Annotated in this window: 17 protein-coding genes; 10 read left to right on the top strand and 7 right to left on the bottom strand. The window is 49.0% G+C overall.

The window, feature by feature from the left end; translation table 11 throughout:
* The coding region (locus tag HMPREF3091_RS22535) for an Ig-like domain-containing protein (protein WP_210403571.1) at positions 1-1,682 on the top strand (1,682 nt) is incomplete at its 5' end.
* Between the two features lie 48 nt (positions 1,683-1,730).
* Here the strand turns inward: HMPREF3091_RS22535 and HMPREF3091_RS17790 are convergent.
* The 5 genes from HMPREF3091_RS17790 to HMPREF3091_RS17810 are packed head-to-tail and all read right to left on the bottom strand — an operon-like array spanning position 1,731 to position 6,762.
* Positions 1,731-2,843 (bottom strand): anaerobic sulfatase maturase, encoded by a 1,113-nt coding sequence (locus tag HMPREF3091_RS17790; protein WP_168168194.1) that lies wholly within the window; start codon positions 2,841-2,843, stop codon positions 1,731-1,733.
* Positions 2,843-3,199: a DUF202 domain-containing protein gene (locus HMPREF3091_RS23095; RefSeq protein WP_070717608.1), complete on the bottom strand. Its 357-nt coding sequence runs from the start codon at positions 3,197-3,199 to the stop codon at positions 2,843-2,845. Before HMPREF3091_RS23095 ends, HMPREF3091_RS17790 begins: the two co-directional genes overlap by 1 nt.
* Positions 3,189-3,536, bottom strand: a complete 348-nt coding sequence (locus HMPREF3091_RS17800) for a YidH family protein (RefSeq protein WP_070717611.1) — start codon at positions 3,534-3,536, stop codon at positions 3,189-3,191. Before HMPREF3091_RS17800 ends, HMPREF3091_RS23095 begins: the two co-directional genes overlap by 11 nt.
* A gap of 14 nt (positions 3,537-3,550) precedes the next feature.
* On the bottom strand, positions 3,551-5,050 hold the full coding sequence (locus HMPREF3091_RS17805; protein ID WP_070717614.1) for a sulfatase-like hydrolase/transferase: 1,500 nt from the start codon (positions 5,048-5,050) through the stop codon (positions 3,551-3,553).
* A complete protein-coding gene (locus tag HMPREF3091_RS17810) occupies positions 5,047-6,762 on the bottom strand; it encodes a solute:sodium symporter family transporter (protein WP_070717617.1) in 1,716 nt (571 codons plus the stop codon). Before HMPREF3091_RS17810 ends, HMPREF3091_RS17805 begins: the two co-directional genes overlap by 4 nt.
* Before the next feature lie 176 nt (positions 6,763-6,938).
* On the opposite strand from HMPREF3091_RS17810, the gene HMPREF3091_RS17815 reads away from it, so the two are divergent.
* Positions 6,939-7,793: a helix-turn-helix transcriptional regulator gene (locus HMPREF3091_RS17815; protein ID WP_070717619.1), complete on the top strand. Its 855-nt coding sequence runs from the start codon at positions 6,939-6,941 to the stop codon at positions 7,791-7,793.
* 54 nt (positions 7,794-7,847) lie between these two features.
* On the opposite strand, the gene HMPREF3091_RS17820 is transcribed toward HMPREF3091_RS17815, so the two are convergent.
* Positions 7,848-8,729 carry a hypothetical protein gene (locus HMPREF3091_RS17820; RefSeq protein ID WP_070717622.1) on the bottom strand — a complete coding sequence of 294 codons (882 nt, stop codon included), beginning with the start codon at positions 8,727-8,729 and terminating at the stop codon, positions 7,848-7,850.
* 177 nt (positions 8,730-8,906) lie between these two features.
* On the opposite strand from HMPREF3091_RS17820, the gene celB reads away from it, so the two are divergent.
* From celB to HMPREF3091_RS17850, 6 genes are all read left to right on the top strand, one after another.
* Positions 8,907-10,187, top strand: coding sequence for a PTS cellobiose transporter subunit IIC (celB, locus tag HMPREF3091_RS17825; RefSeq protein ID WP_004094932.1), 1,281 nt, complete (start codon positions 8,907-8,909; stop codon positions 10,185-10,187).
* A gap of 35 nt (positions 10,188-10,222) precedes the next feature.
* Positions 10,223-11,188, top strand: coding sequence for a glycosylasparaginase (locus HMPREF3091_RS17830; RefSeq protein WP_070717626.1), 966 nt, complete (start codon positions 10,223-10,225; stop codon positions 11,186-11,188).
* Complete coding sequence (locus HMPREF3091_RS17835; protein WP_070717629.1) at positions 11,181-12,656, top strand: M17 family metallopeptidase; 1,476 nt, start codon at positions 11,181-11,183, stop codon at positions 12,654-12,656. Before HMPREF3091_RS17830 ends, HMPREF3091_RS17835 begins: the two co-directional genes overlap by 8 nt.
* 1 nt (position 12,657) lies before the next feature.
* Positions 12,658-12,969 (top strand): PTS sugar transporter subunit IIB, encoded by a 312-nt coding sequence (locus HMPREF3091_RS17840; RefSeq protein WP_070717630.1) that lies wholly within the window; start codon positions 12,658-12,660, stop codon positions 12,967-12,969.
* 1 nt (position 12,970) lies between these two features.
* Positions 12,971-13,288 carry a PTS lactose/cellobiose transporter subunit IIA gene (locus HMPREF3091_RS17845; protein ID WP_070717633.1) on the top strand — a complete coding sequence of 106 codons (318 nt, stop codon included), beginning with the start codon at positions 12,971-12,973 and terminating at the stop codon, positions 13,286-13,288.
* Positions 13,289-13,615: 327 nt separating this feature from the next.
* Entirely contained in the window at positions 13,616-15,187 is a 1,572-nt protein-coding gene (locus HMPREF3091_RS17850; protein ID WP_070717636.1) for an EAL domain-containing protein, read from the top strand.
* Between the two features lie 60 nt (positions 15,188-15,247).
* On the opposite strand, the gene HMPREF3091_RS17855 is transcribed toward HMPREF3091_RS17850, so the two are convergent.
* Positions 15,248-16,807, bottom strand: coding sequence for a TerC family protein (locus tag HMPREF3091_RS17855; protein ID WP_070717640.1), 1,560 nt, complete (start codon positions 16,805-16,807; stop codon positions 15,248-15,250).
* A gap of 689 nt (positions 16,808-17,496) precedes the next feature.
* Between HMPREF3091_RS17855 and manX the strand changes: the two genes are divergently transcribed.
* Together manX and HMPREF3091_RS17865 are read left to right on the top strand one after the other, a co-directional pair.
* Positions 17,497-18,456 (top strand): PTS mannose transporter subunit IIAB, encoded by a 960-nt coding sequence (gene manX, locus HMPREF3091_RS17860; protein WP_004094912.1) that lies wholly within the window; start codon positions 17,497-17,499, stop codon positions 18,454-18,456.
* Between the two features lie 65 nt (positions 18,457-18,521).
* The gene (locus tag HMPREF3091_RS17865; protein WP_070717643.1) at positions 18,522-19,319 is read left to right on the top strand and encodes a PTS mannose/fructose/sorbose transporter subunit IIC; all 798 of its coding nucleotides are present in this window, start codon (positions 18,522-18,524) and stop codon (positions 19,317-19,319) included.
* Positions 19,320-19,330 lie beyond the last annotated feature (11 nt).

A 19,330-nucleotide genomic window follows, 5' to 3' on the forward strand; every position in this document is an offset into this window, starting at 1 on the left:
GGTCTCAAGACGGCTCTGCCGTGTTAGGTACTTCAGCCAAAACCGATGCCAACGGCCAAACCACCGTGACGTTTACCGACCTCAAAGCACAGACGGTTAATATCACCGCGGGGGTCAACGGTAACAGTCTGTCCAAACCAAGTTCGTTTGTAGCAGATGCCACTACCGCCCATGTCTCCACGCTAACCATCGATACTGATGGCAGCGCGGCCAACGGCACCGCGCAAAACAGTGCCACTGCAACCGTTACAGACAGCAATAACAATTTTCTGCCAAACACTACGGTGAATTGGACTGTCACCGGCAGCGCTGGCTTGGCCTCAGGCACCAGCACCACCAATAGTAACGGTCAGGCGGTGATGACCTTCACCGATACTAAGGTAGAAATTGTCACCTTAACGGCAAAAGCAGGTAGTTCGGATACGGGTCAGTCAAAAACCAGCAGCTTTGTGGCAGATGCTGCCACCGCTCATGTTACTACGCTGACAATTGATACTGATGGCAGCGCGGCTAATGGCACCTCGCAGAACAGTGCTACCGCGACCGTCATGGACGGGCAGAACAATATTCTGGCGAACACCACGGTCAACTGGACCATCACCGGTCTCGCAGGATTGACCTCGGGCACCAGCACCACCAATAGTAGCGGTCAGGCTGTGATGACCTTCACTGACACCAAAGCAGAAACCATCACCCTAACGGCGAAAGCAGGTAGTTCAGATACAGGTCAATCAAAAACAAGCACCTTTGTCGCAGATGTGGATACAGCCAAAATAGACAGTCTGACAATCACCAAAGACGGCAGCCCTGCCGATGGTTCCACGGCAAACACCGCAACGGTCGTAGTCAGCGATATTAATGGAAATCCGCTTTCAGGAATGGCTGTAACCTGGAGTGCGGACAAATCTACCGTTACGATGACACCTGCTGGAAACACAGACAGTACAGGAAAGGCATCGGTAAGCTTCGTTGATACAACGGCAGAAACACTGCAGTTGACATCATCCTTAAGCAACGGCAGTACACTCAGCCAAAACAGTGAGTTTGTTATTGATACCGCAGGGTTAAAAATTTCTCAGTTTTACTCTGCAAGCTCCGCAGATATTCATGATTCGACAGTGCTAAGACTCTTTGTACAAGATAAATTTGGCAAACCCGTGAATGGAGCAAACGTCCGCCTAAGCGTAACGGGATCGGCACAACTGGAGTCCACTTCAGGAGTCACTTCATCGACAACTAGCGGTAATGGAACCCTTTTAATTAATATTACAGATGCTGTAGTCGAAACCGTCACCGCTACCGCTACCTTAGATAATAATACCTCTGCAACAGCCCCGGTGACTTTTGTTCAATCTCTCGCAACGGCAATCAATATTACGATAGTTCAGGATGGTAAGGGTATTGATGCACCTAATATAGCCGTTGCAACAGCGGTTGATAAACATGGCTTCCCCGTTCCCGGCTATGAAATCCGGTGGGGACTTGGATCGACTTATACCTCTCAGTTTAATTTTTCGGAAATTTCGGCGGTTACCGATAGCAATGGTGAGGTAAGAACAAATATTCAGTCAAAGAGTTCTTCCTTTAGCCCAAGGACGATCACGCTTGAGGCGATTGGGGAATCATACTTCCAGAATAATCCAACGGGTGAAACACCAATGGCGTTCGCGAAAGGTAGTTGATCTCACCCACTAAAAGCCTCTACTGCCGTAGAGGCTTTTAGCCTACGGTCATCTAAAACGACTCATTAGCTCAATCGGCGAGCGCCTTCGCTTTATCAAATCCCGCATCATCTTCATATAAGGAGACGTATGGGTAAAAAAAGCGTAATAGCTTTTACACAGGTAGCTTTTGCCTTGTCGAATCCGATGCTTCGGGCAGTCTCCCTGACAAAGTCTCAGTACGGGACACATCTGGCATTCCATCACTAAGCGGCGCTGTTTATCTTCGCCAAAGCGGACTGCTTTCTGGCTATGATTAAGCGCGGTGATGGGGATGCTGTGTATATTTCCCAACTTGTGTTCGGGATAGACATAGTGATCGCATTGATAGAGATCGCCGTTAGACTCCAGTGCAAACGCGTGGCCGCAGGTGGTGCTAAAACTGCACATCTGCGACGAATGTCCACACCACACGCCTAGCGTGCTATCGAAAATCTGTACGAATACGTTTCCAATATCCTTCCGCACCCAGAGATCAAAAATAGCGTTCAAAAACGCGCCGAAACCCTCTTCAGAGACGGATTCAGGGGTTATCTCGCCCTGCTCATCTTTTTCAACCAACGGAATAAATTGCAGAAAAGGCGTTCCTAGCGTGGTTAGATAATGATAGAGCCGTTCAGGTTGAGCACTATTTTGCTTACTCACGACCACCAGCAAATTGAATTCAATGCCGAATGCTCTAAGCCGTTCGATGGCAGCCACCACTCGATGGTGAGTAGGCTTTCCACCGCGCGTAACACGATAGCAATCATGCAAGTCAATGGGACCATCAATTGATATCCCGACTAACCATTTGTTTGCATGTAAAAAATGGCACCACTCCTCATTGAGTAACGTGCCATTTGTTTGGATGCTATTTTGAATCTGCTTTCCCGCAGCGTAACGCCGCTGTAACGCCACGACTTTTTGGTAAAACGGCAGCCCAGCGAGTAAGGGTTCCCCTCCTTGCCAGGAAAACTCCACCACGTCGCCCGGCTGTGCGGCGATATGCTGCTGAATAAATGCCTCTAGCGTGACATCATCCATGCGTGCCTGCTGGTTTTTCCCTAAATAAAAGCAGTAGCGGCAATGTAGATTGCAACGGGCGCTAGCAGGTTTAGCCATTACGTGGCATCCACGCATTACCGTTCTCCTATCAAAACAATCCACTGATGAAGATGAGTGGATATAAAGAGTAGTGACAAACCGCAGATGGCAAGGGCAATAAGCAGTTTGACGTAGCGAGTTCGCCATGCAAAAAAATCACCTTCCTTGTTCATCAATCGACGTATTGCTGCGTATCGATATGGCAATACAGCACACGTGATGAGAGACATGAACGCCATCCAAAACACCGCGTTTGTCTGAGATAGGCTAGAGCGAAACACCAGCAATAATAGAACGGCATATCCGAGGAGCGTGCGCTGCCAAGCCAGAGACGTTCTCTCCGGCTGCAAACCTGGGTCGGCTTTTCGGCGTTGCATACGCTTAACTGGCATACTGCACCAGGATAATAATCGCAACAGCAACCACAGCCATCACCATGCTGATAGCCAATAAACTTCGGGTATAGGGGAGATCCTGACGAAGCCGCATCGCTTTCTCATTTCCTAACCAGCGAAAATATCCTTGGATCGCTAATACGGCAGCCGATAAACACAACAGCAAGGCTATCATCTCGCGTATCAACGGCGTAGCAAGATGCGGAGCCCACTGTTCCAACCCAACGCCCGCCGCTAAAAACCCTAGAGCGGTACGTATCCATGCCAAAAAAGTTCGTTCATTGGCAAGTGAAAAGCGGTAATCCGGTGCATCGCCTAGCTGGGTTAGTTTCATATTTCATCCTTGTTTCAAAACTTCTGTTTTTTCTCTTCTACTTTGACCCCTTGCGTCGCAAGGCCAGTATCATAATCACGCACTACCGGCGAATAACCATCATGGGGACGTGGACGAAATGCCCCCATCCAGCGCGGCTTGGCATCTTTACGCCATGCTCGGCATGACCACTGATAACTACGAAACGGATCGCGAATTTTATCCATATAGTCCATCAGTTGATCGTGCAACTCGTCGCGAATTTCAGCATAGGCTGGTCTGTCGATAAGGTTGTGCATTTCGGGTTTATCTCGTTCGCGGTCGTATAACTCATCGCTGGTGAATAAGTTGATCACCAGCTTATAGCGCTCTGTCACCCAAGCTCGTACCGGAATAAAACCACCAAAACTGTCATGTTCAATCTCATAGCGATTGAACTCCACCATGACACCTCGACTGGTTTGTGCATCGAAAACAGATTCGCCTGGTAAAATATCCGGTTTATCTATCCCTGCCAGAGCCATTAAGGTCGGTAGCACATCCACGTGGCTCACGGGGACATCCACCTGATATGCAGTGTCATTGCCCGCAGGGGGTGCAAAAATCAGAGGTATCCGCGTGATGTCGTCATACATGGCGGCACCTTTGCTGATCAGTTTGTGTGCTCCCATCATTTCGCCATGATCCGAGGTGTAAATTATCCACGTGTTTTCGCGTTGTTCCTGCGTCAGCGCCGCCACGACACGACCTATCTCATCATCGACAAAATCGTTACAGGCAAAATAGAACGGATGGTGATAACGTCCATCACTCCCCACTGGCGACGGCATCGCATCAGCCCACAGTCGATGGTGCACAGGCTTATTGATTAAGTCGTCATGCGCTTTCTCACCGAGTTCGTAGTAAAAATCTTTATACTTTTCGAGATATTCAGCTGGGCACGTAAACGGATGATGTGGTTCATCATAAGAAACAACCAGCAAAAACGGTTCTTCTGAGCGCTGTGACTGCGCCAAAAAATCAATGGCTCGATGGCTGATCCGGTGCGCCCATGTAAAGGTTTTATCGATACCATTCGCCACCAGATCTTCTTCACTGTTTAAGCCATTGCGCCACAGACCGATCTCTTCCTCAGACAGTTCGGCAAGATAATTTGCGCCATCAAACCAGTATTCACGATCCCATTCAGGCGGACATACCCCCGTGCCAAAGTAATCATGCCCATCCAGATGCCATTTACCGATATAACAGGTCTTATAACCCGCATCCTGAAAATAGCGCCCCATCGTAGAAATGTTTTTCCCTGCGGCCACATTGTTTGTCCACGGGCCGGACTGATTGGAGTAAATACCGGTAAACAATCCGGCTCTTGCCGGTGTGCAAACGGGGGCGCAGGTATAGGCTGAATTAAAGCGGATCCCTTCTTCCGCCAAGGCGTCAATATGCTGTGTGTTGAGGGGTTTACCGCTGTAGCAACCCACCATATTAGTCGCCTGTGTATCCGTCATAATGAACAAAAAATTGGGGCGTTTCATAGTTTGTCCTCACGTTGTTCAAGACAATCCAGCCGCGTTTTTTGCCGCTGGCGATAGCTATTGATGAAAAGGTAGAGCACAACACCGGCGGCACAAAAATAGCTCAGGATGCTTAACCAGCGGGTCGGATATCCACCAAACTGTGCCAGCCCGGAATAAACGCCAATCATTGCGGTAAGAACACCTAATGAGGCAATTTTTACCGGACGCCATGGCTGCATATCCACGGCAAAGGCATCGCGAAATTTGAAAGGTTGGGCTAACGGCTTCAGCCAGCCAATCAGCAGCATTAGGAGCACGTTAATGCTGAAAGTAAAAAACAGAACGTAGAGAAAATGCAGCTCAAAAGAGACCAAATAATGGACGATGATATAGCTCACAATCCCAAACAACAGCGCGGCCTTAGCGGCAACCGGCGGGATCCTTGGAAAGAAAAAACCCATAATGACGATGGTCACGAGCGGAACGTTGTAAATGCCATTGAGCTGTTTCATCCAGCTATACAGCCCTTCCGGCGCGCTGGCGATCCACGGCGCAATAATCACCGAAACGACAGCCACCACCAGACCGAAGCGGCGACCTACGGATACCAACTTTTCTGGCTCAGCCTGCTGGTTAATCACTCTGGAATAGATGCCGTAGCTAAACAGCGTACACGCACTGTTGAGAAAGCCATTAAACGCACTCATGATGGCGCCAAACAGCACTGCACCGAAAAAACCGACCAGCGGTAGCGGCAGCACCTTATTCACCAGAGCGGGATAGGCCATATCAGCCTTAGGCAACTGGGGAAACAGGTGAAAGGCGATAACGCCAGGCAAGACGAGGATCAGCGGGTCGAGCATTTTCAATACCGCCGTCAGCAGGGCCCCTTTTTGCCCCTCAGCCAAGCTTTTAGACGCCAGCGTACGCTGCACAATGCCCTGATTAGTGCACCAGTAGAAGGTGTTGACCAGTATCAGTCCGGTCAATGCCGCGCCGAGCGGTACTGGATCATGGCTGCCGCCGATAGAATTCAAACGTTCAGAATGTACGCTTGTAAGTTGCTGCACACCTTGTAGAAAGCTTCCATCCCCCATCGCCATCAACCCAAGTATTGGAATCATCAGCCCACCGATGACCAAACCGATACCATAAATCACATCGGCGATAGCTATCGCTCTGAGGCCGCCTATGACGGCATAGCAAATCCCCGATAGCCCGAGCAACGTCACCATAAACCAGATAGCCGCGCCCTGTGAGATCCCAAAGGACTCACCAACATGAAATAAACTGTTGAGCGCCAACGCGCCGGAATAAAGTACTATCGGTAAAAAACAGATCCCCGTGGCAATTAAAAAGCATCCATCGACAATTAAACGCGTAGTTTTATCGTAACGCTCCTCGATAAAATCAGGGATGGTGGCAATGCCGCGCTGTAAATATTTAGGTAAAAATATCAGTGCTAGAAAGATCAGTGGAATTGCGGAAATAACTTCCCAAGCCATCACCGACATCCCGCTTTGCCATGCCTGTCCGCCTAACCCAACCAGTTGTTCCGTTGACAGGTTTGTTAGCATTAAGGACGCCGCGATAACCGGAGCTTTAAGAGAACGCCCCGCAAGAAAATATCCCTGCTGGGAGCGAGTATCGGATTTTCGTAGCTTCCACCAGGTTATTAATGCGACTAACACGGTAAAAATAAAGAAACTTAAAATTTGTTGAACATTCATTTTATTTCCCTTACCAGTGCGAATGATCTATACGCTGTAGAGCAGGTATAAATGAGGCGTTTTTGAGATCATTGTTATTTTTATTTTATGTTTTATTTATGGTTAACTACTTAAGATAGAATCATGGTAAATAGTTAGTTCACAGCAAGAGCATCATTCTCTGACGGGAAATATAAATGAATGGAAAAAGCGATGTATGGCATGTAAAAAACGAACTGACTTACAATATCCCGCTGGTTCTTAGTGAAAATGTGATCTCAAGCGGGATATCACTGATCTCGCTGTGGCATACCCTTGCCGACGCGAGCTATCACGTAATATGGCCGCAAGACAAAAAGAAACCGTTGATCGAAAACTCATGGGTCGTGGTTTATACGCTGCAAGGTTGCGGCAAAATTATTCTTCAGGATAATACCTCTATCACGCTAAACGGTAACTGCGTTATATTTCTTAAACCCATGGAAATAAAATCCTATCACTGCGAGGGCTTACTATGGGAGCAATATTGGATGGAGTTCATTCCTACAGGCGCCATGGATATTCCAATATCGCAGCAAGCGGTTATTTATAACGGAGAAACGTTTAATCAGGAACTGTTAGAAATAACCAGGTTGATCAACAGCAGTGAACCTCTTAATAAAAATCTCTCCGTCGCGTTTATTACCAAATTGCTGTATCAATGGGTTTGCCTGATCGTTTCAACCGGAGTCAAAGGTTCACAGCTGATTCAAATAGAAAAGCTGCTGTCACAGATCCACACCGATATTCAAAAACGCTGGACCGTCGCTGAAATGGCCGAGTGGCTACAGTGCAGCCAACAGCATTTGCGCCGCTTGTTTCTGAAATATACGGGGAAAACACCCAAGGAATATTACCTTGATGCACGTCTTGAATTGGCATTGTCACTCTTTCGCCAAGGTGATTACAGTATCGGGCAGGTCGCTGAGCTGCTTAATTTTTTTGACTCATTTCATCTTAGCAAGGCCTTTAAAAAGAAATTTGGCTATCCACCATCGGCCATTATTCATTAACCATCTTCGCCGATGACGAAAGATGGTTAATAGGATGGCTCGCATCAACGATACTTAGTGAGAGTCCCCCTGCTTTGCCCAAAACAGTTCTGGCGTCATGTCGCCTAATTTCTTCTGCGGCCACTGTTGGTTGTACTGCGTACTTATCTGTTGCAAATAACTATCCAAATCCATCGCGACCAGCGCAGGGATTAATTCACTCAGTGCGCACTCTACTCTTAGGGTAATATCGGTGGTCTCGTCAGCCCGTAATGTCAGAGGTAAGCCCTGCTCTGCACTCCATTTTTGTAATGGATGATCGGGCGACAATTCATTTCCGAAAAGCTTTTTATTTTCAGTCTCAATAGATTGTATAGCAGCAGGCACGTCCTCCATCAGCGACATTAGCCAATGTACCACCAGCATAGGCGAGGCACCGGCAAAGGCTCGAGCTGCGACCCAGCCACTGACCTCCTCTTGTGCCCACAAAACATGATGCTCGCCACCATCCTCAGGAAGCAGACTCACACGCTGATAAAACAGACGTAATTTTCCCGGCTTAATCCCCGCCTTTAACGCTTTTTTGCCACGCAGTTCTCTCGCCTCTAGCACATTCATGTGCGCCAACTCACCGCGGCGTAAATAACGATCTAAGCCCGCTCGCGAAACAGGTTGCTGCATGCCGACATTGACGAATATCAGTAATTCATCAAGCGGCATCATGAGCTTTTGTCTCAGCCAGTTGATCAGCAGACTTTGCTCTGGTCTCAGTACCTTGTGCACGTTTTTAGGCGTGGTGTGATGATCGGCCACGTCTTGCCTCTGACGCCAACGGCGTACCGTGGCGACAGAGATACCAAGCTCCTGTGCCAATACGCGGTCGCTCTTATCGGATTGCTGAATATAGCGACGGATGCGCGGCGTAGTCGTTGCATTTGCATGTAGTTTTATTTCCATGACATCCCCCGTTGAATACACCATTCATGATATCTAATTATGTGAGACTTGTTTGTCATAACCGTCACATTGTGAACTAACGCAACTTTATCGTTACGCTATTCACACATAATCGCCGCATTAAGAACCTCTTCTTTCCGTTACTTCATCATAAAAACCAATTTTGCGGAGTTTACTATGAGCAACGTTTTAGGATTTCTAGAGGCAAAACTTATGCCGCTGGCAGCCAAAGCTGCGCAACAGCGTCATCTGTGCGCTATCCGTGGGGCCTATGTTTCATTTATGCCGTTTATTATCGTCGGTTCGGTGCTGCTGATCATTTCGTCGTTTCCAAGCCAAAGCTATCAGCAGTTTATGAGCGGCATGTTTGGCTCCACTTGGAGCAATATCGTTGAAATCCCGTTCAACGCCGTATTCTCCACCATGTCACTGTTTATCAGTTTTCTGGTTGCCTACCGCTTGGCTGAACACTATGAAGAAGACCGGGTATCCTCTGGCATTCTGGCGCTAGTATCTTTTCTCATTCTAACGCCGTTCATCAAAGTGGAAGCGCTCGGTAACGTCACCGTCGTTCCCACTGAATGGATCGGGAGTAAAGGTCTGTTTGTCGCGATGATTGGCTCCTTGCTGTGGACCGAGCTGTTTTGCTTCCTAAAACGCAAAAAGTTGGTCATCAAAATGCCGGAAGGCGTTCCTCCTGCGGTGCAGGAATCTTTCGCCGCCTTGATCCCCGCGCTCATCGTCATTGTACTCGTGCTTGCGATCCGCATTATCTTCGAGCACACCCATTATGAAACCATTCATCAGTTTATCTATCAGGTCGTCGCAACGCCGGTACGCCATTTTGGGACCTCTTACGTGGGTGCTCTGCTGACCGTGCTTTCAATTACCATTCTGTGGTCGGTCGGTATTAACTCCGGCTCCATGGTGAACGGCATCATTCGCCCACTGTGGATGGAAAATCAGACCGATAACATTGCCGCCATCCAGGCCGGCGTGACTCCGCCGCACATCATTACCGAACAGTTTTTCGATATGATCTGGATGGGCGGTGCCGGTGCCACGCTGTCTTTGGTGATTGCCATGCTGTTCTTCGCGCGCAGCAAAAGCATGCGCGAAGTGGCTCGCTTAGGTGCAGGCGCATCAGTCTTCAATATCAATGAGCCTATCCTGTTTGGCTTACCTATCATCATGAACCCGATCATGTTGATCCCTTTTAATCTGGTGCCTTTGGTGCTAGTGACCGTGCAATACATTGCCATGAAAATCGGCATGGTGGCTGTCACCACTGGGGTATTCATTCCTTGGACGCTGCCGCCTGTCATTAGCGGTTTTATCGTCACCGGCCATCTCAGCGGCAGTCTGATGCAAATTGTGAACCTCCTGATTGGTGCAATGTTGTATCTGCCCTTCTTACGCATTTTAGATAAGCAATATTGCACGGCTGAAAAAGCCTAATTTGTGCTCGCCATACACAGAATAAGGAGCTTTACATGTGGGGAATGATCGCAACATGGCGCATGGCGCTCGAAGGCATCATCAACGCCAGCGAAACGTTAAAGAATGGAGAAAAATCAGCGAAGGCGGTGGTTAACGCCGTTGCTGAAGTCGAGGATTTCCCATTCTACAAATCCGTTGGCTACGGTGGTTTACCCAGTGAGAATGGCGAAGTCGAGCTAGATGCCGCTTTTATGGATGGCGATACGTTGGCCTTTGGCGCGGTTGGCAATCTGGTTGATATTGCTAATCCGATTCGCGTGGCTCACGCCCTGAGCCGCGAGCGCTTTAACAGTCTACTCGTCGGTGAAGGCGCCCGTGAATGGGCCCTTAGCCAAGGTTTTCCTGCGAAAACCATGCTAACCGAACGCGCCATGCAGCATTATCGCAAGCGCTGTCATGAGACTATCGATCGTGGCCTGAGTCCCTACGATGGCCACGATACCGTGGGGATGATCGGTTTGGATAAGCGCGGGTCGATGAGCGTGGCGACGTCCACCAGCGGGCTGTTTATGAAACGCCGCGGGCGCTTGGGCGATTCGCCGATCATTGGTTCTGGGTTCTATTGTGACAGTCAAATCGGTGCCGCCACCGCGACCGGCGTTGGTGAAGATCTGATGAAGGGTTGCACCAGCTACGAAATTGTCCGTCGTATGGAAGGCGGCATGTCGCCACAGGATGCCGCTGATTCCGTGATCGGCGAATTGGAAGACAAACTGATGGCACGCTTTGGCCGCGTGGGCGATTTGTCCGTCGTGTGTATGAACCGCCTCGGAGAATTTGGCGTTTCCACGAATATCCAAACATTTTCATTCGTCGTCGCTACGCGCGACCTGCCAGCCACCGTTTATTTAGCCGAGCGCCGTGCCGACCGCACCCACTACGCCCCTGCCGATGAACAATGGATGGCCGATTACGCTGCGCGCATCCGTGCCCCTATCGGAGAACCTCAATATGATTAAGTCTCAGGTAACCAGCGACTATTCAGTGTCCGCAGACGCTAATAGCCATTTGATTTCATTTTCTAGCAGTACTTTACTGGCGCAGGCAGGGCTCCACGTCGAGCTACTATGCGCATTGCAGAAAGACGCATCCACCTCCGTTGCGGACTGCTCTTACGGCTGCCACCCTTTTGGCCGTGTGACCCTGCTGCCAACCGACTATGGGTTCGATTACCCGACCCACAAACTGCAAGCGGCGCTGCGTCCTCTACTGCGCCAAACCCACTGCTCGGCGCTCACCGTTGACTGTAGCCTGTGGGATAACGAAAACGCAGCTGACCGCGCACAACTCACTTCTCTTTTGATCTTCTTACTTAATCTTGATTATCAGCTGAGTGATTTAGGCTTAAAAAGCACGACGACACAAAACCAACGTATTACGCAACTCACGCTCTGGTGCCTGCCACAACATCAAACCTCGTTGGAAAAATTGTTGCGAGAGGCAAAGGCAACATCAGCCGGAATGATGGCCGCGCGTCGAATTGCTGATTTACCAAGCGATCGCTGTACTCCCGAGTTTGTCGTTACGGAAATAGAAAAACTGATTGCGCCTTATCGCTCTCTTCGCTGCGAAATTCTGGAAGAAAATCAGATCAAGTTGCAGGGTTTAGGCTTGCTGCACGCCGTGGGCAAAGGTGCTAGCAATCCGCCTCGGCTGATGATTTTGCGCTATGAAGGACGCGATCAAGGGCCATTTAGTGCCTACGTAGGTAAAGGCATTACGTTCGATACCGGTGGACTATGGCTGAAAGGCGGTGACGGCATGTACACCATGAAATACGACATGTGCGGTGCCGCCAACGTTTTTGGTTTGCTTATTGCCGCCGCCGAGCTGAAGTTGCCGGTGCGTCTGGTGGGCGTTCTGGCACTGGCAGAAAATATGATTGGCCCCGACGCGATGCGCCCAGGTGACGTTGTCACAAGTTATTCTGGTCTGAACGTTGAGATCAACAACACCGATGCTGAAGGCCGTCTGGTGCTGGCCGATGCTATCGCCTATGCCAGTAAACTCACCCTAGACGATCAACAGCCACAGTACATTATCGATATGGCCACGCTCACCGGTGCCGTAGTGAAAGCGCTCGGATATGACCTCACCGGCTTATGGAGCCAGAACCAAGAACTGAGCCACAAACTGACGCTGGCGGGACGAGAAGTTCGCGACGAAGTCTGGTCATTGCCCCTCGACGCGCGTTTCGCACCACAGGTGGAAAGCGCAATTGCCGACGTATGCAATACACCAACCAATAATGCCGCCATCAGCACGTCGGCAGCCTATTTTCTGAGCCGTTTCTGCCCAGACGATATACCTTGGGCGCATCTGGATATCAGTGGAACCGCATTGTGGCGTGAGCAGGGGCGCAGCGTGGCTTCTGGACGTCCAATCCCCCTTTTAATGCAGCACTTGCTGAACGATTTGGAGAAATAACATGAAAAAGATTCTGTTGGTGTGTGATTTAGGTATGTCTACCAGTTTGATGGTTAAGAAGATGCAGGAAGCAGCGAAAAGCCGCGGTATTGATGTCGAAATCTGTGCGAAATCCGTTCGCGACTATAAAACCTGTGCCGCTGAATTTGACGTTGCCCTACTCGGCCCTCAGATCCGCTACAAATTGCCCGAGTGCGAAAAAATCGCTCAGGAGCATGGTAAAAAAATCGCCTGCATTGACATGATGGCCTACGGCACCATGAAAGGCGATAAAGTGCTAGATCAAGCGCTTGCTCTCATAGAAGGAGCTTAAGATGGATCTCGAAAATGAAGTCATGGAACTGATTGCGAACTCTGGCTATGCGCGTAGTTTGGTTTTTCAGGCGATCCGGTGTGCCCGTGAAGAGAAGGATTTCGCTCAGGCAGAAACCTACATGCAGCAGGCGCAGGAAGCCTTATCGTCAGCTCACCATGTGCAGACGAAGCTCATTGAAATGGATGAAGGCACTGGAAAAATTCCTGTGCATCTGGTCATGGTACACGCACAAGATCATCTGATGAATGCCATTATGTTGATGGAGCTAGGTCGCGAGATTATCGCATTGCACCAACAGATCGCGCATGAGTCCTAAAAACCATTCTTGTTATCTAGGATGGTTTCCCTGCAATGCGAATACATATTTTATTCGCATTGCAAAATAAAACACATACACCGCAAGTATAATTAGTAAGAATTTTCTCTAAGTCTGTATATAAAACAACAAACTTGAGCTGGATAATTCTTAATTAATCTCACTTTTACGCAGCCAGCGTTTTTTATTCATTTCACAATATCGATTTTTCATTCATATTAACGTTACTATCCACACACATTTTCTTTTCAATAGCTACACTTACGCAAAGAGTGAACCATTCATTGACTGTATGTTGGCTAGGATTTTCCTGTTAAAGGATGCCTGATGCGCTTTTCGAAAGTGGCAGTTAAAAAGTATCGTATCTATCGTTTACTCCTTGCCGCTGGAGCAGGACTGTTTGCTTTTACGATTTCTATGGGGGGACGCTATAGCCAAGAGCTTGATACCGTTCACTCAGCACAGCATAAAGCCGCTCTTTCTGCCGTAAAGCAAATCGATCATTTGCTCAGCTCCGCCAGTGACATTTCTACTACTCATAATGAGCTGGTCAATAGCACTTGCCCACAGGCGCAGCCACGCTTGTTGAATATGTCTGTCCAATTGCAAACTGTACGCGCCATTTTGTTGGTCAAAGAAGGTCATATCTTCTGCTCCAGCCTGTTTGGACACCGAAATTATGCGCTGGACACCATGTTTCCCCCCTTTGCAAAGCCCGGCCACAATTTAATGCTGAAAGCGGCGCTGCTGGTTAAGCGCGGTAGTCCAACGCTTATCTATTGGGTTCCCACCCGCGCCGATCCCTCCAGCGGTATGATCCACGTTTTCCATATAGCCATGCTGTCTAATTTCATCCTTGAGCCGCAAAAACCTTATGTCAATTACATGGCACTCAACGTTGATGGGAAGACGTTGATTTATGGGCATAATAGCATTTTGCAAACGACTGATATCACCGACACACCTAGCGTGGCGCAGGCCTCTAGCCACTATGCTTATTCCGTTGAGGTGTTTTCAGATCCAGACTGGAAGTTAGCTCTGCGCTCTCTGCCGCAGCACATTCCTTTGTCATTGTTGGTATTTTTACTTGCGGGGATTATTGTCTTCATCGTTTCCGCCAACCGGATGAATTTGGCCTATCACATCTCTTCGGCCATTCAGCGCAAACAATTTCAGTTATTCTGCCAACCCATCATCCAAACTCAGAGCGGCGAATGTGATGGCGTAGAGATCCTGCTACGGTGGCATGATGAGCGTCAGGGATGGATTTCCCCGGACATTTTCATTCCGCTGGCAGAGCAACACGGTCTAGTGCAGTCTTTAACGCGACACCTTCTTTATACGCTTGAACAGAATCAGCATTTGTTTCCGCAGACACCCGATTTTTACATCAGTATCAATATCGCTGCCGAACATTTTGCTCAGGGGCAAATTACGCAGGATTTAAAAAGCCTTTGGTATCAATCCAATCCTCTACCTAAGCTGATGTTGGAACTTACCGAACGCACCGAGCTTCAACAGGCTGATTATGAACAACTACACGAACTGCGCGCGCTGGGTGCATCTTTAGCGCTAGATGATTTTGGTACAGGGCATAGCTCACTCAGTTATCTGCAAAATCTGCATCCTGACGTGTTAAAAATCGATAAAACGTTCTGCGCTACCATCGGCACAGATGCGATTAATGCCAAAGTCTTAGACAGCATCGTTGCATTAGGTAAGGAGCTCAAACTGAAGATGATTGTTGAAGGCGTAGAAACCCAACTGCAGGCAGATTATTTGCGTCAATTAGGCGTGTGTGCAATGCAGGGGTACTTCTTTGCTCGCCCAATGCCAATCGCGGATTTTCCCCAGTGGCTGATGCGCCATCAAGCCAGGCATAAAGATACCGTGCAATAACTTATCGGTGTTTACCCCCCGAGCCGAGGGGTAAACATTTCACTCGACTATCGGTGACGATTATTCATCACCGAACTCTGAAGGCTGCGCGATTCGCTCAATATGAATCAGCTCAATACGGTAGTCTTTCACCTCCATCACTTGGAAGCGCAAACCGTGCAGCTCAAGGATTTCACCAGCCTGCGGCATCTGATCGAAATGAGCCAGTAACAACCCCGCGACCGAAGCACAATCTGATGAAGACTCACTCACTAAGCCATCCCAGCCCAGCATTTGCTCCAGGGTGTGAAGATCCGTCCCCCCTTTCACCAACCAGCCATTTTCCTGTACCACGACGTCTGGGGTTTCATCTTCATCGGGGAATTCACCGGCTATCGCTTCTAGGACATCAAGCGGTGTGACCACACCCTGAACCATACCAAACTCGTCGCTAACGATCACCAGACGGCCTTTAGCCTGACGCAACACGCCGAGTACATTGATAACATCCAGACTTTCCAATACCACAATTGGCGCGCTGCGGGCGGCAAATTCGGCCACGGAAACCCCGTCATCTAATGCCACCAGCAGGTCTTTCGCCCGCACAATTCCCACCAACTGATCCAGCTCACCGTCGCACACGGGAAATAAGCTGTGCGGCGTTTCCAGCAACTGGCTGCGGATCTCCTGCGGTGAACGTCGGCAATCGACCCACGTAATTTCATTGCGTGGCGTCATGATGGTACGCAAAGAACGGGATGCCAGCGTTAGTACGCCACTGATCATATAGCGCTCTTCGGCAGCAAAGGTTTCTTCCTCTTTAGCCACTACAACATCTTCACCACGGTGCCCATTCTGCTTGTCCTTCTTCCCGCCCATCATATTGATGATGGCCTCAGCGGTACGCTGACGCATCGGGCGGCGACGTTCATGTTTGATGTAGTTCCTACGCGCGATCTGGTTGAACATTTCGATAAGAACCGAGAACCCGATGGCGGCATACAGATAGCCTTTAGGAATGTGCAGGCCAAAACCTTCCGCCAGCAAACTCAGGCCGATCATCAGCAAGAAACTCAAGCACAGCACGACAACCGTTGGATGCTCATTGACAAAGTTGGTCAACGGCTTAGAAGCCAACAGCATTATGGCCATTGCGATAACCACCGCGCACATCATCACCGGCAGACTATCAACCATACCCACCGCCGTAATAACGGCATCGAGTGAGAATACGGCGTCAAGAATGACAATCTGCACCACCACTGACCAGAAGCTGGAATACCCTTTGTTATTCACTTCATGGGTGTGCCCTTCCAACCTCTCATGTAACTCCATGGTGGCTTTAAACAGTAAGAACAGCCCCCCGACCAGCAGGATCAAATCTCGCCCAGAAAAGACAAAATCGCCTACGCTAAATAACGGGCGCGTTAATGTCACCATCCAAGAAATCACCGACAACAGCGCCAAACGCATTAACAGCGCTAACGATAAACCGATGATTCGGGCTTTATCGCGCTGCTTTGGCGGTAGCTTGTCTGCCAGAATCGCGATGAATACCAGATTATCTATGCCCAGAACAATTTCGAGAACCACCAGCGTGAGCAAACCCACCCAGATTGACGGATCGAGTAAAAATTCCATGTTTTATTCCGCGTGAATGAGAAAAGAGAGTTGTTGAACGGTAACCGAATCCTGCTGAGCACCACGTTTCAGCTTTACAGCACACATCGCCCATGGCGCTGAGATCCAAGGGTGGCACAGGTGCCGTGCGGTAAGATGAAAGCATGCATTCAGCAAAGATGAGCCACGGAACAAAACATCACCGGGCATAGGGGAGCGACAAGACGAAGATAACAAAATTAAATGGCGTCGGGGACGGTCCATACGGTGGGTTAAACCCAATACTCCTGATTGTGATAAGGAAGTTAATGCTAGCAAGAAATAAAGCACGCCAAAAGAGCTTCAGCGCACACATTTTGTCATTTTTTGTCAATACTCTATTAATACTATTGCGCATAAATCAGGCATCTAAAGATTTCTGATACTTTACATGTGCTAATAGCAGATGGTCGTCACATAAATTATTTTTTTACTGACTAAAATAAATAGCGCTGAATGGGATTTAGGATTAATCGCCTGAATCGATTCATGAAGCTAACTGATTGATACTTAAGAGACTTAGCATTCATCAGTGAGATCCAAGAATTATTTGGCGAGCAGTTACTCCACAAGGACGTACCTACAAACGGTTTTTTGACTTAATTCCATGCTGAAAAAGTGAGTTATTTCGCACCGTAAAAGCATGATAGCAAGTAGAGAGGAGGTAGCGAGTGAGTATTGCTATTATCATCGGCACTCACGGGGCAGCGGCTGAGCAATTGCTCAAAACCGCAGAAATGCTGCTAGGCGAACAAAGTAACGTGGCCTACATCGATTTCGTTCCCGGTGAAAATGCTGAAACGTTGATTGAAAAGTACAACGAGAGACTGACCCATCTGGATACCAGTAAAGGCGTCATTTTCTTGGTTGATACTTGGGGTGGAAGTCCTTTCAACGCGGCTAGCCGCATTGTGACGGACAAAGAGAACTATGAAGTTATCACCGGCGTTAACGTTCCAATGCTGGTCGAAACCTTTATGGCTCGTGACGACGACCCTAGCTTTGACGAGTTGGTTGCATTAGCGCTGGAAACTGGCCGTGAAGGCGTTCGCGCCCTGCGTGCTAAAGAACCTGAACCTGCCAAGCCACAGCCTAAACCGGCTGCGCCGAAAGCACCTCAGGCTCCAATGAGTCCTGAAGACCACATGAAGATCGGCCTGGCTCGTATCGATGACCGTCTAATCCATGGACAAGTTGCTACTCGCTGGACGAAAGAAACTAACGTAAGCCGCATCATTGTGGTGAGCGATGAAGTTGCTGCCGACCATGTGCGCTCTACCCTGCTTAAGCAGGTTGCTCCTCCAGGCGTTACCGCTCACGTGGTTGACGTCGAGAAAATGATCCGTGTTTATAACAACCCGGCTTACGGTCGCGACCGTGTCATGCTGCTTTTCACTAACCCAACCGACGTGGTTCGTTTAGTTGAAAATGGCGTGAACATCACGTCTGTAAACATCGGTGGTATGGCTTTCCGTCAAGGTAAAAACCAGATCACCAACGCAGTATCCGTAGACGAAAAAGACATCGAAGCGTTCAAAAAATTGGATGCACGCGGCATTGAATTGGAAGTCCGTAAAGTTTCCAGCGATAGTCGTCTGAAGATGATGGAATTAATCAATAAAATGAACTAACGCTGAATCGCGCATTTGCCGATTCGTGTTTTTAAACTCAGCTCTTTGGTTAGAGGAGAAGTGCAATGGAGATTACAACTCTTCAGATTGTACTGATATTTATTGTTGCGTGTATTGCAGGGATGGGCTCCATCCTTGATGAATTCCAGTTCCACCGCCCGCTGGTTGCTTGTACCCTGATCGGTATCGTTCTGGGTGACATGAAAACCGGTATTATCATCGGTGGTACTCTGGAAATGATCGCTCTGGGTTGGATGAACATCGGTGCAGCAGTTGCTCCCGATGCGGCGCTCGCCTCCATCATCTCCACCATTCTGGTTATCGCTGGCGGACAAAGCGTAGGTGCGGGTATCGCACTGGCTATTCCACTGGCGGCTGCGGGCCAGGTTCTGACCATCATCGTTCGTACTATCACCGTGGGCTTCCAGCACGCGGCAGATGGCGCGGCTGAGCGTGGCGACCTGCGTGCGATTAGCGTACTGCACTGCTCTGCGTTAATTCTGCAAGCGATGCGTATTGCTATCCCTGCGGTAGTTGTTGCTATCTCCGTAGGTACTGATGCTGTTCACACTATGTTGGATGCTATCCCTGAAGTCGTGACCTCTGGTCTGGCTATCGCGGGTGGTATGATCGTCGTTGTTGGTTATGCGATGGTTATCAACATGATGCGTGCTGGCTACCTGATGCCTTTCTTCTATTTAGGTTTCGTTACCGCTGCGTTCACCAACTTCAACTTGGTTGCATTGGGTGTTCTGGGTCTGATGATGGCAATTCTTTACATCCAGCTCAGCCCTAAATACAACAAATCTCAAGTTGTACAGGTTGCTGCCGGTAATAACGACCTTGATAACGAATTAGACTAGGAAAGGGTGAG

The organism is Hafnia sp. HMSC23F03 (assembly GCF_001816025.1).
Lineage (GTDB): Bacteria > Pseudomonadota > Gammaproteobacteria > Enterobacterales > Enterobacteriaceae > Hafnia > Hafnia paralvei.

What these genes read in the sequence shown, in the direction of transcription:
- HMPREF3091_RS17790 (WP_168168194.1), bottom strand. Translation starts at nt 2,843, where the DNA reads ATGCGTGGATGCCACGTAATGGCTAAACCTGCTAGCGCCCGTTGCAAT.
- HMPREF3091_RS23095 (WP_070717608.1), bottom strand. Translation starts at nt 3,199, where the DNA reads ATGCCAGTTAAGCGTATGCAACGCCGAAAAGCCGACCCAGGTTTGCAG.
- HMPREF3091_RS17800 (WP_070717611.1), bottom strand. Translation starts at nt 3,536, where the DNA reads ATGAAACTAACCCAGCTAGGCGATGCACCGGATTACCGCTTTTCACTT.
- HMPREF3091_RS17805 (WP_070717614.1), bottom strand. Translation starts at nt 5,050, where the DNA reads ATGAAACGCCCCAATTTTTTGTTCATTATGACGGATACACAGGCGACT.
- HMPREF3091_RS17810 (WP_070717617.1), bottom strand. Translation starts at nt 6,762, where the DNA reads ATGAATGTTCAACAAATTTTAAGTTTCTTTATTTTTACCGTGTTAGTC.
- HMPREF3091_RS17815 (WP_070717619.1), top strand. Translation starts at nt 6,939, where the DNA reads ATGAATGGAAAAAGCGATGTATGGCATGTAAAAAACGAACTGACTTAC.
- HMPREF3091_RS17820 (WP_070717622.1), bottom strand. Translation starts at nt 8,729, where the DNA reads ATGGAAATAAAACTACATGCAAATGCAACGACTACGCCGCGCATCCGT.
- celB (WP_004094932.1), top strand. Translation starts at nt 8,907, where the DNA reads ATGAGCAACGTTTTAGGATTTCTAGAGGCAAAACTTATGCCGCTGGCA.
- HMPREF3091_RS17830 (WP_070717626.1), top strand. Translation starts at nt 10,223, where the DNA reads ATGTGGGGAATGATCGCAACATGGCGCATGGCGCTCGAAGGCATCATC.
- HMPREF3091_RS17835 (WP_070717629.1), top strand. Translation starts at nt 11,181, where the DNA reads ATGATTAAGTCTCAGGTAACCAGCGACTATTCAGTGTCCGCAGACGCT.
- HMPREF3091_RS17840 (WP_070717630.1), top strand. Translation starts at nt 12,658, where the DNA reads ATGAAAAAGATTCTGTTGGTGTGTGATTTAGGTATGTCTACCAGTTTG.
- HMPREF3091_RS17845 (WP_070717633.1), top strand. Translation starts at nt 12,971, where the DNA reads ATGGATCTCGAAAATGAAGTCATGGAACTGATTGCGAACTCTGGCTAT.
- HMPREF3091_RS17850 (WP_070717636.1), top strand. Translation starts at nt 13,616, where the DNA reads ATGCGCTTTTCGAAAGTGGCAGTTAAAAAGTATCGTATCTATCGTTTA.
- HMPREF3091_RS17855 (WP_070717640.1), bottom strand. Translation starts at nt 16,807, where the DNA reads ATGGAATTTTTACTCGATCCGTCAATCTGGGTGGGTTTGCTCACGCTG.
- HMPREF3091_RS17865 (WP_070717643.1), top strand. Translation starts at nt 18,522, where the DNA reads ATGGAGATTACAACTCTTCAGATTGTACTGATATTTATTGTTGCGTGT.